At 67.2% G+C, this 14,024-nt stretch carries 15 protein-coding genes; 3 read left to right on the top strand and 12 right to left on the bottom strand.

Annotation, left to right across the window (positions count from 1 at the left end):
* Positions 1-31: 31 nt before the first annotated feature.
* From AX744_RS08920 to tdh, 4 genes are read right to left on the bottom strand one after another with little or no spacing between them, the layout of a single operon-like run.
* The gene (locus AX744_RS08920; protein WP_058632262.1) at positions 32-250 is read right to left on the bottom strand and encodes a hypothetical protein; all 219 of its coding nucleotides are present in this window, start codon (positions 248-250) and stop codon (positions 32-34) included.
* Positions 247-864, bottom strand: a complete 618-nt coding sequence (locus tag AX744_RS08915; protein WP_061016394.1) for an ArsR/SmtB family transcription factor — start codon at positions 862-864, stop codon at positions 247-249. The genes AX744_RS08920 and AX744_RS08915 overlap by 4 nt, the downstream gene beginning before the upstream one ends.
* Before the next feature lie 54 nt (positions 865-918).
* Positions 919-2,097 (bottom strand): glycine C-acetyltransferase, encoded by a 1,179-nt coding sequence (locus AX744_RS08910; protein ID WP_061016393.1) that lies wholly within the window; start codon positions 2,095-2,097, stop codon positions 919-921.
* The gene (gene tdh, locus AX744_RS08905; protein ID WP_157543565.1) at positions 2,097-3,140 is read right to left on the bottom strand and encodes an L-threonine 3-dehydrogenase; all 1,044 of its coding nucleotides are present in this window, start codon (positions 3,138-3,140) and stop codon (positions 2,097-2,099) included. The genes AX744_RS08910 and tdh overlap by 1 nt, the downstream gene beginning before the upstream one ends.
* A gap of 99 nt (positions 3,141-3,239) precedes the next feature.
* Between tdh and AX744_RS08900 the strand changes: the two genes are divergently transcribed.
* The 3 genes from AX744_RS08900 to AX744_RS08890 are packed head-to-tail and all read left to right on the top strand — an operon-like array spanning position 3,240 to position 6,757.
* A complete protein-coding gene (locus tag AX744_RS08900) occupies positions 3,240-4,157 on the top strand; it encodes a LysR family transcriptional regulator (protein WP_061016388.1) in 918 nt (305 codons plus the stop codon).
* A 31-nt stretch (positions 4,158-4,188) separates the two neighbouring features.
* Positions 4,189-6,240 (top strand): M3 family metallopeptidase, encoded by a 2,052-nt coding sequence (locus AX744_RS08895; RefSeq protein ID WP_061016386.1) that lies wholly within the window; start codon positions 4,189-4,191, stop codon positions 6,238-6,240.
* A gap of 19 nt (positions 6,241-6,259) precedes the next feature.
* Positions 6,260-6,757, top strand: a complete 498-nt coding sequence (locus AX744_RS08890; RefSeq protein ID WP_061016384.1) for a GyrI-like domain-containing protein — start codon at positions 6,260-6,262, stop codon at positions 6,755-6,757.
* Between the two features lie 33 nt (positions 6,758-6,790).
* On the opposite strand, the gene AX744_RS08885 is transcribed toward AX744_RS08890, so the two are convergent.
* The 8 genes from AX744_RS08885 to AX744_RS08850 all read right to left on the bottom strand — a co-directional run.
* Positions 6,791-7,327: an NUDIX hydrolase gene (locus AX744_RS08885; protein ID WP_061016382.1), complete on the bottom strand. Its 537-nt coding sequence runs from the start codon at positions 7,325-7,327 to the stop codon at positions 6,791-6,793.
* Positions 7,324-8,592 (bottom strand): ATP-dependent Clp protease ATP-binding subunit ClpX, encoded by a 1,269-nt coding sequence (clpX, locus tag AX744_RS08880; protein ID WP_046749262.1) that lies wholly within the window; start codon positions 8,590-8,592, stop codon positions 7,324-7,326. Before clpX ends, AX744_RS08885 begins: the two co-directional genes overlap by 4 nt.
* Before the next feature lie 176 nt (positions 8,593-8,768).
* Positions 8,769-9,620: an aldehyde dehydrogenase family protein gene (locus tag AX744_RS08875; RefSeq protein WP_046749263.1), complete on the bottom strand. Its 852-nt coding sequence runs from the start codon at positions 9,618-9,620 to the stop codon at positions 8,769-8,771.
* Positions 9,617-11,059 (bottom strand): aldehyde dehydrogenase family protein, encoded by a 1,443-nt coding sequence (locus AX744_RS08870; RefSeq protein ID WP_061016380.1) that lies wholly within the window; start codon positions 11,057-11,059, stop codon positions 9,617-9,619. The genes AX744_RS08875 and AX744_RS08870 overlap by 4 nt, the downstream gene beginning before the upstream one ends.
* Positions 11,060-11,072: 13 nt before the next feature.
* A complete protein-coding gene (gene deoC / locus AX744_RS08865; RefSeq protein WP_141369326.1) occupies positions 11,073-12,074 on the bottom strand; it encodes a deoxyribose-phosphate aldolase in 1,002 nt (333 codons plus the stop codon).
* Positions 12,071-13,006, bottom strand: coding sequence for a sugar-binding transcriptional regulator (locus tag AX744_RS08860; RefSeq protein WP_231728769.1), 936 nt, complete (start codon positions 13,004-13,006; stop codon positions 12,071-12,073). Before AX744_RS08860 ends, deoC begins: the two co-directional genes overlap by 4 nt.
* Positions 13,007-13,154: 148 nt before the next feature.
* A complete protein-coding gene (locus tag AX744_RS08855) occupies positions 13,155-13,796 on the bottom strand; it encodes an ATP-dependent Clp protease proteolytic subunit (protein ID WP_046749265.1) in 642 nt (213 codons plus the stop codon).
* Positions 13,797-13,816: 20 nt separating this feature from the next.
* A partial coding sequence (locus tag AX744_RS08850) for an ATP-dependent Clp protease proteolytic subunit (protein WP_197429196.1) occupies positions 13,817-14,024 on the bottom strand: 208 nt, incomplete at its 5' end.

Genomic DNA, 14,024 nt, shown 5'->3' with positions numbered 1-14,024 from the left:
GGGTCTCGTCGCGCGGCCCCGGGCAACGACGTCAGCGGCGGGTCACTCCCCGTTGCGCGAGGGCATGGTCGACGGCACGGGGGTCCTGCCGGCGGGTCTGTTGTTCGCGCAGCAGATCGAGCGAGAGCTCACGCCGCTCCGCGCGATGTGAGATCCGATTCTCGACGTACGCCGTCAGCCGATCGGCCAGTCGGAGCAGCCGACGCTCGGTTCGCGTCGGTGCGACGAGATGGAGAGTTGCCGCGGTCATGATGCCTCCTCGTTGTCGACGGCGGGCGAGGTCGCTCGCGGGGTCGGCAGATCGAAGAGCTCGGCGCGGAGCGAAACCCGCCGCACGTCCGGCCCCTCCTGGCCCCGGTACCGCTCGATGGCGCTCTCGACGATGGCTTCGAGTTCCTCGCGGAGCGACATCGCCTGCTCCGGTGTCATGTCGAGGTGCGTGGTGATCGTGATCCCGACGTCTCGCCACGCTTCGGGGACCTCGGCCTGCGGTCGGTTCAGGTAGCTCATGAGGGTCTCGTGGCGGACGCGGAAGAACTCCGAGGTGACGATCTGCGCCGCGGCGCGGTTCGCCGGCGAGGTCATCTCATCGGGGCCGGGCACGTCGATGCGCCCCTTGGGCCGTTCCCACCATCGCTCCCTCGCCGTGCCTCGCCCCTCCACCTCTCGGATCAGGTCGTGAGCTGCAAGCGCACGCAGGTGATAGCTGGTGGATCCCGATGTCTCTCCCACGAGGGCCGCAAGGGAGCTGGCGGTCTGCGGACCTCGCGCCGCGAGGATGTCGAAGATCTTGACCCGCAGTGGGTGTGCCAGCGCCTTGAGCGCGCTGGCGTCGAGCGTCCTGACCTGCGTCTCGTTCGTCATGAATGCAAAGATACCCTTGCAAAGGGTTCTTTGCAAGGGTATCTTTGCATGTGCTCAGTCGATTGCGTCGCGCGCGGCGACGAAGGCGCCGACGCAATACTCGATCTGCTCCGCCGTGTGCGCCGCCGACAGCTGCACGCGGATCCGTGCCAGGCCGCGCGGCACGACCGGGAAGCTGAACGCGGTCACGTAGATGCCACGCGCCTGCATCTCCTGAGCGATCCGCGCCGTCTTCGCCGCGTCCCCGAACATGACGGGCACGATGGGGTGTTCGCCCGGAAGCAGATCGAAGCCCTCCGCCGTCATGCGCTCGCGGAACAGCGACGCGTTCGCACGCAGCCGCGCCCGAAGGTCCGCGGACCCTTCGACGAGATCGAGGGCGGTCAGCGTGCCGGCGACGATCGCGGGGGCGAGAGTGTTCGAGAACAGGTAGGGACGAGAACGCTGACGCAGCAGAGCCACGATCTCGGCGTGCGAGGCGACGTACCCGCCCGATGCGCCCCCGAGCGCCTTGCCGAAGGTTCCGGTGTAGATGTCGACACGATCGGCTACTCCGCAGAGCTCCGGTGTGCCACGACCGTTCTCCCCGACGAAACCGACCGCATGGGAATCGTCGACGAAGACGAGGGCGTCGTAACGGTCGGCGAGATCGCAGATCTCGGCGAGGGGCGCGATGTAGCCGTCCATCGAGAACACGCCGTCCGTCACGATCACACGGAATCGGGCGTCCGTTGCCGCCTGCAGCTGCGCCTCGAGATCGGCCATGTCCCGGTTGCGGTAACGAAGCCGCTTCGCCTTCGAGAGTCGGATGCCGTCGATGATCGAGGCGTGGTTCAGCTCATCGGAGATGATGGCGTCCTCGGGTCCGAAGAGTGTCTCGAACACTCCCCCGTTCGCGTCGAAGCACGACGAGTACAGGATGGCCTCGTCCGTGCCGAGGAAGTCGGCGAGGCGGCGCTCCAACTCGAGGTGCTGCTCTTGCGTGCCGCAGATGAAGCGCACACTCGCGAGGCCGTAGCCCCACTCCTCCAGGGCCGTCGTCGCGGCCGAGAGGATGCGCGGATCGTCGGCGAGACCGAGGTAGTTGTTCGCGCAGAAGTTCAGCACGTCAGCGCCGTCAGCGGTGATCTCGGCGTTCTGCGGCCCGCGGATACCGCGCTCGCGCTTGGTCAGGCCGGCCTCCTCGATCGCCGCCAGCTCGTCCGACACATGCTTCTGAAAGGTCCCGTACATCACAACTCCGTCCAGTCGAGGATGATCTTGCCCGTTCCCGCCGATTCGGCGGCGGCGAATCCGCGTTCCCATTCACGAGCGGGGACGACTTCGGCGATCACTCGGCCGATGGCATCCCGCAGGGGCGCACTGGTCTGCAGCATCGCCCCCATGGCGTTCCACGTCTCGAACATCTCGCGTCCGTAGATCCCCTTGATCGTGAGCATGTGGGTGACGAGCTTGCCCCAGTCGATCCCGAACCCGGCACTCGGCAGACCCAGCATCGCGATACGCCCACCGTGGTTCATGTTGTCGATCATGGCGGGGAGGGCCGATGGCGCACCGCTCATCTCGAATCCGATGTCGAAACCCTCGCGCATTCCGAGCGCCTGCTGCGCCTCCCTGATATCGCGGACCGAGACGTCGACGATTTCGTCGGCGCCCATCCGACGAGCCATCTCCAGACGCGGTGCGCTGACATCCGTCGCGGTGATGAACCGCGCCCCGGCGTGCCTGGCGACGGCGATGGCCATGAGCCCGATCGGGCCGCAGCCGGTGACGAGCACGTCTTCTCCGACGAGCGGGTACGTGAGCGCCGTGTGGACCGCGTTGCCGAGCGGATCGAAGATCGCGCCGAGCTCGGGAGTCACCTCGGCGTGGTGCACCCACACGTTCGCCGCAGGGAGCGCGAGGTACTCCGCGAACGCACCATCCCGCTGCAGACCGAGACCGATCGTCCGGATGCACATCTGCCGGCGCCCTGCCCGGCAGTTGCGACACGTCCCGCAGACGATGTGGCCTTCACCGGAGACGCGATCACCCACGGAGATGTCGTGCACGCCGGGTCCGACCTCCACCACTTCGCCGTAGAACTCGTGACCGGGGATCAGCGGGGCGTTGATCGCCGACGCCGCCCAGTCATCCCAGCGGAGGATGTGCAGATCGGTTCCGCAGATGCCGGTGCGCAGCACCCGGATGACGACCTCGTCGGCGCCGGCCTTCGGTTCGGGACGCTCGACCAGCTCGAGCCCCGCGCCAGGCGCGCCTTTGAACAGTGCTCTCATGCGGACAGTGCCTTCATGATCTCGATCACATCGCATCCACGGTTGTAGATCAATCGGCATCGTCTGCACCGTCCATGTAGCCGCCGCTAAACTGTTCTCGTGGAACTCCATCAGTTGCAGATCCTGAGAGAGCTCGGCGCCCTCGGCAGTGTGACCGCCGTGGCCGACGCGCTCCGAGTCACTCCTTCTGCTGTCTCCCAGCAGCTCGCAACCCTGCAGCGTGGTGTGCCGACACCGCTGACCCGCAGAGTCGGGCGCACGCTCGCCCTCACACCCGCCGGCGAAGTACTGGCGACTGCCGGCGCCGAGGCGATCGACGCCATGGCGGCGGCACGACACGCCCTGGACGACTTCGAGGGTTCTGCGACGGGAGTCGTGAGCATCAGCGGGTTCCACAGCGTCGGGCAGGCGCTGTTCGGAGCACTCGTGCGGGAGCTGTCGTCCGCAGCGAACGCGCCATCGGTGCAGCTCACGGACGAGGATGTCGCGCAGACGGATTTCCCTGCGCTCACAGCACGCTACGACCTCGTGCTCGCGCACCGCATGGAGCATTCCGAACCGTGGCCCGCGCAGGGTGTGCGCAGCCTCACCCTGATCCGCGAGCCCCTGGACGTGGCGGTAGCGGCCTCACATCCGCTCGCCGGTCGTGCCAGCCTCACACCGGCCGAGGTCGCAGGAGAGCGATGGGTCACCAGTCGCATCGGCTACTCCCCCGACGACGTGCTCCGTGCCGTATCGGCGGTGGCCCATCGGCCCGTCGACATCCAACACCGCATCAACGATTACGGCGCGGTGTCGGCCGTCGTGGCCGCCGGAGGGGTGATCGGGATGCTACCGCGCTTCACCTCGCGCAGCGTCGACGACCGCGACCTCGTGCGCGTCCCTCTCGAAGGTGTGAGCACGCACCGGATGATCGACGTGCTCGCGCGGCCCGAGACACTTCGTCGTCGATCGGTCCGCGTGGTCGTGGAAGCCCTTCGCGGCGTGATGACGCGCCTGAGCGAGAGCGGGTCCTGAGCACGCCCGGCGCGGTGGATAGGCTCGGAGGATGACCGACGCCACCAATCCGCTGCTGCAGCCGTCGACGCTTCCCTACGGGCTCCCCGACTACGCCGCGATTCGGCCGGAGCACTATCTCCCCGCTTTCCAGGCGGGTTTCGAGGAGCAGCTCCGCGAGATCGAGCGCATCACCGTGGTGCGCTCGATGCCCACGTTCGAGAACACCCTTGAGGCGCTAGAGCGATCCGGCGAGCTGCTGGATCGTGTCGCGCACACCTTCTACACGGTGAGTTCGGCCGATGCGACGCCCGAGATCCAGGAGATCGACGAGCAGCTCGCGCCGCTCATGGCAGCGCATGAGGATGCGATCACGCTCGACAGCCGGCTCTACTGGCGTGTGCAGCAGGTGTACGAGCAGCTCGACGCGCTGAACCTCGATCCGGAGCAGCGGTACCTCGTGGAGCGCCGTCATCGTGAGATGACCTTGGCCGGTGCGGGCCTCGACGACGAAGCGAAGGCGCGGCTGACCGCCATGAACCAGAAGCTGTCGACCCTGACCAACACGTTCGAGCGCAACCTGCTGAACGACACCAACGACCTGGCCGTGGTGTTCGACACGGCCGACGAGCTCGACGGATTGAGCGCGGGAGAGCTCTCCGCTGCCGCACGTGCCGCCACGGACAGGGACTTGGACGGAAAGCTCCTGATCACTCTCCCGCTCTTCACAGGCCACCCTGCTCTGGCGCAGTTGCGCCCGCGGGAATCGAGACGTCGCATCATGGCGGCCTCGCTCGCACGCGGGTCTCGCGACAACGCGAACGACAACCGTCCGGTCCTTCTCGCGATCGTGCGTCTGCGGGCGGAGCGTGCACAGTTGCTCGGCTACGACTCGCACGCTGCCGCCGTGACCGCGGATGAGACGGCAGGAAGCCCGGAGGCGGTCGAGCGGATGCTCCGACGCCTCGCCGGACCATCCGCGCGCAACGCCCTGGCCGAACGCGCAGCTCTGCAGACGATCGTCGACGAGACCGAGCAGATCCCGTTCCCGGTCGAGGCGCACGACTGGGCCTTTTACACCGAGCGGGTGCGCACTGCACGATACGACATCGACTCCAGCGCGCTTCGGCCCTGGTTCGAAGCGGAGCGCGTGCTCCAGGATGGCGTCTTCTTCGCGGCGACGCAGCTCTACGGCGTCACGTTCTCCGAGCGCGATGACCTCGCCGCGTATCACCCCGGCGCGCGCGTCTTCGAGGTGCGCGACGCCGACGGCTCGCCGGTCGGTCTCTACGTGCTCGATCTGTACACGCGCGATTCCAAGCGCGGCGGCGCGTGGATGAATGCGATCGTCAGCCAGTCGCGACTCCGCGGCACCGCTCCGGTCGTGGTCAACAACCTGAACGTGCCGCTTCCCGGAGAAGGGGAGCCGACGCTCCTGACGCTCGACGAGGTGACCACGCTGTTCCACGAGTTCGGACACGCTCTGCACGGCCTCTTCGCGACTGTCACCTACCCACACTTCGCGGGGACGAACGTGTTCCGCGACTTCGTCGAGTTCCCGAGCCAGGTGAACGAGATGTGGATCCTGTGGCCGGAGGTCCTCGAGAACTACGCGCGTCACCACGAGACCGGCGCTCCACTCGATCCCTCGATCGTCGAGCGCCTGCGAGCGACCGAGACGTTCGATCAGGGGCACGCGACCAGCGAGTATCTGGCTGCCGCATGGTTGGACCAGGCCTGGCATCGTCTCGGCACGGATGCCGAAGTCGACGACGTCGCCGCTTTCGAGGCCGCCGCTCTGGCGGACATCGGTCTGAAGGACCCGACCGTGCCGACGCGGTACTCATCCACCTACTTCGCCCACGTGTTCGCCGGCGGCTACAGCGCGGGGTACTACTCGTACATCTGGAGCGAGGTGCTCGACGCCGACACGGTCGACTGGTTCCGAGAGAACGGTGGTCTCACCCGGGCGAATGGCGACAGATTCCGCGCACGACTCCTCGGCGTGGGAGGTTCCAAGGATCCTCTCGAGGCATACCGCGACTTCCGGGGCCGCGATGCGGATATCGATCCGCTCCTGAAGAGGCGTGGACTGGGCGACTGAGGCGTGAGACGCTGAGCGCATGAACGCCTTTCGCGACGCCCCGTTCGGTCCTGCGGACCGCCTCGACCTCGAGTCCGTCCCCCTCGCCGTCATCCGCCACGAGGGCATCCGCCTCGCCGATCTCCCGGAGGCGTTCGACGCCGGCTACTCGGCGATCGCGCTCACCTTCGCCGGAGGCGTGCTCGTCCCGACCGGCCCGGCACTCGCGGTGTATCACGGCGATCCGATGGGCGTCTTCGACCTGGAACTCGGCTTCCCCGTGCAGACGGCACCGGCGAACCCCATCCCCACCGCGAGTGGCCGCGTCATCGTCGCTTCGACACTGCCCTCAGGACCCGCGGTCGCGACCACGCTGTTCGGCTCCTATGAGGAACTGGGTGGCGCATGGGCCGGCCTCGTCGAGCGCGCGTCGGCGCAGGGGCTTCGTCCCGGGGGGATCTGGATCGAGATCTACGTGTCCGACCCGAGCGCTCCGGCACCAGAACTGCGTACGGACCTGATCATGCCGATCGGCTGACGAAACCCGTCACGCGCAGAGCCTCGTTCGGAGTCACCGTCCGAGCTGGTCCATGGCTTTGTACCAGGTGAGCTGGTGGTAGCTCTGCGGGAGGAGGTCGCCGAGTCCATCGAGCGACAGCACATGGACGACGATCGACTCGCTCTCGTCGAGAGACTGCTCCGCGACGCGCGCACACCCGCGCGCGAGGAAATGATGCACCCGGTTCGTGTGGTTGCCGAAGTTCGCCCAGGTCGATCCGAGATCGATGAGATCGTCGGCGGCATACCCGGTCTCCTCGAGCAGCTCACGGCGCGCCGCAGCCTCCGGCGACTCACCAGGCTCTACTCCCCCGCCGATGGTGCCGACGGCCACGACGCCTGCACCGTGCCGATACTCTTCGACGACGATGGCGTCATCGTTCCGGTCGAGGGCGAGGACGGAGATCCAGTCCCCGTACTCCAGCACGTAGTACGGGGCGATCGACACACCGCTGCCATTCACGCACTCGTCGGCGTGGAGGTGGATCCACCGGTCGGCGACGAGCGTCTCGCGCGCCACCGTCTTCCAGGGAGCCGGCTCCGCGCTCATGCGCTCTTGCGCTTGCGCTCCATCACGATGGTGGGCGGTGCGCCTTCGTCGACGGCAGCGCGGGTCACGATGACCTTCGCCACGTCCTCGGCGGAGGGGATCTCGAACATGATGGGCCCGAGCACGTCTTCCAGGATCGCCCGAAGACCGCGAGCACCGGTCTTGCGCTCGACGGCGAGGTCGGCGATGGAGCGCAGTGCCTCTTCTTCGAACTCGAGCTGCACGCCGTCGATCTCGAACATCCGCTGATACTGCTTCACCAGCGCGTTGCGCGGGCCCGTCAGGATGTCGATCAGCGCATCCTGGTCGAGCGGTGACACGTTGGTCACGACCGGCAGACGCCCGATGAACTCGGGGATCAGCCCGAACTTGTGCAGGTCTTCCGGAAGCACCTCGCTGAACAGGTCGAGGTCCTTGCCCTTGTCGTGCAGCGGAGCACCGAAGCCGATTCCATGCTTGCCGACGCGGGCCGACACGATGTCTTCGAGACCCGCGAAGGCTCCGGCGACGATGAACAGCACGTTGGACGTGTCGATCTGCAGGAACTCCTGGTGCGGGTGCTTGCGACCGCCCTGGGGCGGCACCGAGGCTACCGTGCCCTCGATGATCTTCAGGAGCGCCTGCTGGACGCCCTCGCCCGAGACGTCGCGCGTGATGGAGGGGTTCTCCGCCTTGCGGGCGATCTTGTCGACCTCGTCGATGTAGATGATGCCCTGCTCGGCGCGCTTGACGTCGTAGTCGGCGGCCTGGATGAGCTTGAGGAGGATGTTCTCGACGTCTTCGCCGACATAGCCGGCCTCGGTAAGAGCGGTGGCATCGGCAACGGCGAACGGGACGTTCAGCCGCTTCGCGAGCGTCTGTGCGAGGTACGTCTTCCCACAGCCGGTCGGGCCGATGAGCAGGATGTTGCTCTTGGCGATCTCGACCTCTTCGGCCTTCTGCTCAGCGGTCTGAAGAGTGCCGTGGGCGCGAACGCGCTTGTAGTGGTTGTAGACGGCGACGGAAAGAGCGCGCTTGGCCGGCTCCTGGCCGACGACGTACTCCTCAAGGAAGGAGAAGATCTCACGCGGCTTGGGAAGCTCGAACTCGGCGACCCCGTCGGCAGACGACTCGGCCATGCGCTCTTCGATGATCTCGTTGCACAGTTCGACGCACTCGTCGCAGATGTACACACCGGGGCCGGCGATGAGCTGCTGCACCTGCTTCTGGCTCTTTCCACAGAAAGAGCATTTGAACAGGTCAGCGCTTTCACCGATGCGGGCCATGCGCGTCCTCCTAGGGGGGATCAGAGATCGTCCTTCGAGCCTAACCGCTGCTTACGACACCGGGCCGCATTGAGGGCACTCGACATCGCGGCCATTGGACGGCGAAGGGATCGACAGCCGTCTGGCGCCTTCTCCGGGCGATGGCTGCCGACCCCTTCGCGAGATCGACTGTTCGGTCAGACCATGCTCTTCGTGTGCCAGACGGTCTTCACCTCGGTGAAGGCGCCGATCCGTTCCGGCGAGGCGACGACCTCACCGGGGGTAAGCACACGCTTGAGCGTCTCCGCTGCGGCGATCTGCATGTCTACCCAATCCAAGGCGCCGGCACCCGCGAGGTCGAGGGCGTTCACGTCCTGGTGGGATGCCAGCCATGGAGCCATCTCCGCCGGCGAACCCGTCAGCACGTTGACGACGCCACCGGGGACATCGCTGGTGACGAGGACCTCGGCGAGGCTGATGGCCGAGAGCGGGTGCTGCTCACTCGCGATGACGACCACGGTGTTCCCGGCGACCAGCGCGGGAGCCACGACCGACACCAGGCCGAGCAGCGCCGAGTCCTGCGGTGCGATGATCGCGACGACGCCCGTCGGCTCCGGCACGGAGATGTTGAAGTACGGCCCGGAGACGGGGTTCGCGTTGCCCGCCACCTGGGCGTACTTGTCGCACCAGCCGGCGTACCAGACCCAGAGATCGATCGCCTCATCGACCTGCGCGGCCGCAGCGGCGGACGACACGCCCTCCTGCGCCGAGATCTCGTCGATGAACTGCGCACGGCGACCCTCGAGCACCTCTGCGACGCGGTACAACACCTGACCGCGGTTGTAGGCGGTCGCCCCCGACCAGCCCTTCACCGCCGCGCGAGCGGCGACGACGGCGTCACGGGCATCCTTGCGAGAGCCCTTCGCGGCGTTCGCGAGGAAGGCCCCCTTGGAGGAGAGCACCTCGTACGTGCGGCCGGACTCGCTCCGCGGGAACGCTCCGCCGATCGCGAGCTTGTAGGTCTTCGGCACGGTCAGTCGCTTGCTCATGCTGCGGCTCCCTTGAGGTAGGCGGTGAGCCCCTGACGGCCGCCCTCGCGACCGTATCCGGACTCCTTGTAGCCGCCGAACGGGCTCGACGGGTCGAAGCGGTTGAAGGTGTTCGCCCAGATGACACCGGCACGCAGGCGATCGGCCACCGCGAGGATGCGCGATCCCTTGTCGGACCAGATCCCCGCGGAGAGCCCGTACGGCGTGTTGCTCGCCTTCGCGATCGCCTCGGCGGGGGTGCGGAACGTGAGCACCGAGAGCACAGGCCCGAAGACCTCGTCGCGGGCGATGCGGTGCGACGCCTCGACGCCGGTGAAGATCGTCGGCGCGAACCAGAAGCCCTGCTCCGGGATCGCGCAGTCCGCCGTCCAGCGCTCGGCGCCTTCGGCCTCGCCGATGTCGCTCAGCTCACGGATGCGGGCGAGCTGCGCTGCGGAGTTGATCGCGCCGATGTCGGTGTTCTTGTCGAGAGGGTCGCCGAGGCGGAGGGTCGACAGGCGCGACTTGAGCCGATCGACGACCTCGTCGTGGATCGACTCCTGCACGAGCAGTCGGCTTCCGGCGCAGCAGACGTGGCCCTGGTTGAAGAAGATGCCGTTCACGATGCCTTCGACCGCCTGATCGATGGGGGCGTCGTCGAACACGATGTTCGCGGCCTTGCCGCCCAGTTCGAGCGTCAGCTTCTTCGGAGTGCCGGCGACAGCCCGGGCGATGTCCCGTCCGACACCGGTCGAACCGGTGAAGGCCACCTTGTCGACGTCGGGGTGACGCACGAGCGCAGAGCCCGTCGCTCCGGCACCCGTCACGATGTTGACGACACCGGCCGGAAGGTCGGCCTGCTGCAGGATCTCGGCGAAGATCAGCGCGGTGAGGGGCGTCGTCTCGGCCGGCTTGAGCACCACCGTGTTGCCGGCGGCGAGAGCGGGAGCGATCTTCCAGGCCAGCATCAGCAGCGGGAAGTTCCACGGGATGATCTGACCCGCGACGCCGAGAGCCCGCGGGTTCGCGCCCAGTCCCGCGTGATCGAGCTTGTCGGCCCAGCCCGCGTAGTAGAAGAACCAGGAGGCGACGAGCGGCACGTCGACGTCGCGGCTCTCCTTGATCGGCTTGCCGTTGTCGAGGCTCTCGGCGACGGCAAGCTCACGGGCGCGCTCCTGCACGAGGCGGGCGATGCGGAAGAGGTACTTCCCTCGGTCGCGACCGCTCATCTTCGACCAGGTCTTCTCGTAGGCGCGACGCGCGGCGGCGACCGCACGGTCGACGTCCTCATCACTCGCCGAAGCGATCTCGGCGATGTGCTTCTCGGTCGCCGGTGAGATGGTGTTGAACGGCGTGCCGGAGCCGTCGACGAACTCGCCGTCGATGAACAGCCCGTAGCTGTCCTTGAGGTTCAGGACCGCGGTGGACTCCGGTGCGGGAGCGTATTCCAGAAATGACATGTTCGTCTTCCCGTCAGTCGATCGTGACGTAGTCGGGGCCCGAGTAGTGGCCGGAGCTGAGCTTCTGTCGCTGCAGGAGCACGTCGTTGAGGAGGCTGGAGGCGCCGAAGCGGAAGAGGTGCGGCTGGAGCCACTCCTCGCCGACAGTCTCGGCGACGGTGACGAGATACTTCACCGCATCCTTCGACGAGCGGATGCCACCGGCCGGCTTCACACCGATCTTCTCTCCGGTGCCGCGGTACCAGTCGCGCACGGTCTCCAGCATGAGGAGCGTCGTCGGGAGGGTGGCTGCGGGCTGCACCTTGCCGGTCGAGGTCTTGATGAAGTCCCCTCCCGCCAGGATGCCCAGCCACGAGGCGCGCTTGATGTTGTCGTAGGTGTTCAGCTCGCCGGTCTCCAGGATCACCTTGAGCGAGGCGTACGAACCGTCCTCACGACGGCAGGCCTCCTTGACCTGGGCTATCTGGTCGAAGACCAGGCCGTACCGGCCGGACAGGAACGCTCCACGATCGATCACCATGTCGATCTCATCGGCGCCCGCAGCCACCGCCTCGGCGGTGTCGGCGAGCTTGATCGCAAGCGAGGAGCGTCCGCTGGGGAATGCCGTGGCGACGGCCGCGACGGAGATCAGGCCGTCATCGGGGTCACCGTGCATCCCGCCGAGCGCGGTCACCGCGTCGCCGACCATGTCACCGTACACGCAGACCGCTGCGACCCGCGGGGTCGAAGGATCCGCGGCGTCCGGATTCTTCGCCTTGGCCACGAGAGAGCGCACCTTTCCGGGAGTGTCAGCTCCCTCGAGCGTCGTGAGGTCGATCAGCTTGATGATCGTGTCGAGCGCCCACGCCTTCGAGGTGGTCTTGATCGACCGGGTGCCGAGCCCGGCAGCGCGCTGCTCCAGACCGACGGCATCCACGCCGGGAAGTCCGTGCAGGAATCGCCGGAGCGTGGCGTCGTCGGGCTCGCCGCCCAGAACGTCCACCGCCGCCCTGCGACTGAGTTCTTTGGTCGTCACTGTTCCTCCAACAATGCTCGTGCTGTGGTCTCATCGGTCACCAGAACGCCGCACAGGCCGCTGGTGACCACGGTGCGTGCGATGTCGTGCTTGGCGGGGCCCGCCGTCACGAAGATCGCACGAGCGGCTCCGCGCAGACGGTCGAGAGAGACTCCGACGGTCCGTGCATCGAGCTGCGAGTCGACGATGTTGCCCTCCGCGTCGACGTAGCGCCCGAGGACGTCGCCGACGGCGCCGCGTCGTGCGAGCTCTTCGACATCCTCCGCACTGAGGTAGCCGTTCTCGACATGGGCGGACGAGGCATCGCAGGGTCCGGCGGTGAACAGGAAAGCCTGGGCCTCGGCTGCCTCTTCGAGGACGGCGGCGACGGTGCGGTCGGACTCGATCGCCTGCTTCGTCTCCACGCGCTCGAGGATGGCCGGGCTCGGCAGCAGGGAGACCTGCCCCGAAGCGCGCTGGGCGATCGTGACGGCGAGGCCTGCTGCGCCCCCGGAGCGTCGGTTCAGGCTCACTCCCCCGTTGAGCTGCACCACGGTCACGCCGTTCGCCCAGCCATCCGGAAGCGCCTCGGCCACGGCACGGAGTGTACGGCCCCAGCTCACCCCGAGGGTGCGGGGAACGGGGCGCAGCGCGGTCAGGAAGTCGGCTGCGGCCTGAGCGACACGTTCGAGGGTGCCGTCATCGCCTTCCGGAGCCGGCACGACCACGGCATCGGTGAGGCCGAAGCGCTCGACGAGAAGCCGCTCCAGGCCGAGTCGGCGGGCGCGCGGGTGCACGATCTCGATGCGGACGATGCCGCGTTCGCGGGCCTGGGTCAGCAGACGGCCGACCTTCCAGCGCGAGATCTTGAGGAGTCCGCCGATCTCGTCCTGGGTCTTGTCCTCGTCGTAGTACAGCTCGGCGACGCGGACCATGAGCAGATCTTCTTCCACGGCTTCCTCCTTCCTCCTCCAGAGTAGGCCCTCGTCAGCGTTCGCGCACCACAGTGCTCATATGCGCACTTTGTCGTCGGGTCGTGCACATCCGCCGGGCACGACGAAGGGCGCCCGTCGGATGACGGACGCCCTTCGATCGATCGGGTCAGACGCGCTTGCGCGTCGTGAGCACCTGGTCGACGATGCCGTACTCCAGCGCCTGTGCGGCGGAGAGGATGTTGTCACGATCGATGTCGCGGTTCACCTGCTCCGGGGTGCGGTTGGTATGTCCCGCGAGCGTCTCCTCCAGCCAGGTGCGCATGCGGAGGATCTCCGCGGCCTGGATCTCGATGTCGGACGCCTGGCCGTGGCCGGCCTCCCCCATCGCGGGCTGGTGGATGAGCACGCGGGCGTTCGGGAGCGCGAGACGCTTGCCCGGCGCACCGGCAGCGAGCAGCACAGCCGCAGCCGAAGCCGCCTGGCCGAGCACCACGGTCTGGATCTGCGGCGCGACGTACTGCATCGTGTCGTAGATCGCCGTCATCGCGGTGAACGAGCCACCAGGCGAGTTGATGTACATCGTGATGTCGCGCTCGGCGTCCTGGCTCTCCAGAACGAGGAGCTGTGCCATCACGTCGTCGGCCGAGGCGTCGTCGACCTGCACGCCGAGGAAGATCACGCGGTCTTCGAACAGCTTGTTGTACGGGTCCTGGCGCTTGAAGCCGTAGGCGGTGCGCTCTTCGAACTGCGGCAGCACGTAGCGGCTGGAAGGCAGGTCACCGGCTGAGCGGAAGGTGGGTGTGTACATGAGCGTCCTTTCGCTTTCCGTTACTCGGTGTCCTGGTCGGTTCCGCCGCCGCCGATGACGTCGGAGGCCGATTCGCGGATGTGATCGACGAAGCCGTACTCGAGCGCTTCCTCGGCCGTGAACCAGCGGTCGCGGTCACCATCGGCGTTGATCTGCTCGACCGACTTGCCGGTCTGGGCAGCGGTGATCTCGGCGAGGCGGTTCTTCATCGACATGATGAGCTGCGCC

Source organism: Microbacterium sp. CCH5-D1, from assembly GCF_001557335.1.
GTDB classification, from domain to species: domain Bacteria; phylum Actinomycetota; class Actinomycetes; order Actinomycetales; family Microbacteriaceae; genus Microbacterium; species Microbacterium oxydans.
This window is presented reverse-complemented; position numbering and strand designations above follow the sequence as displayed.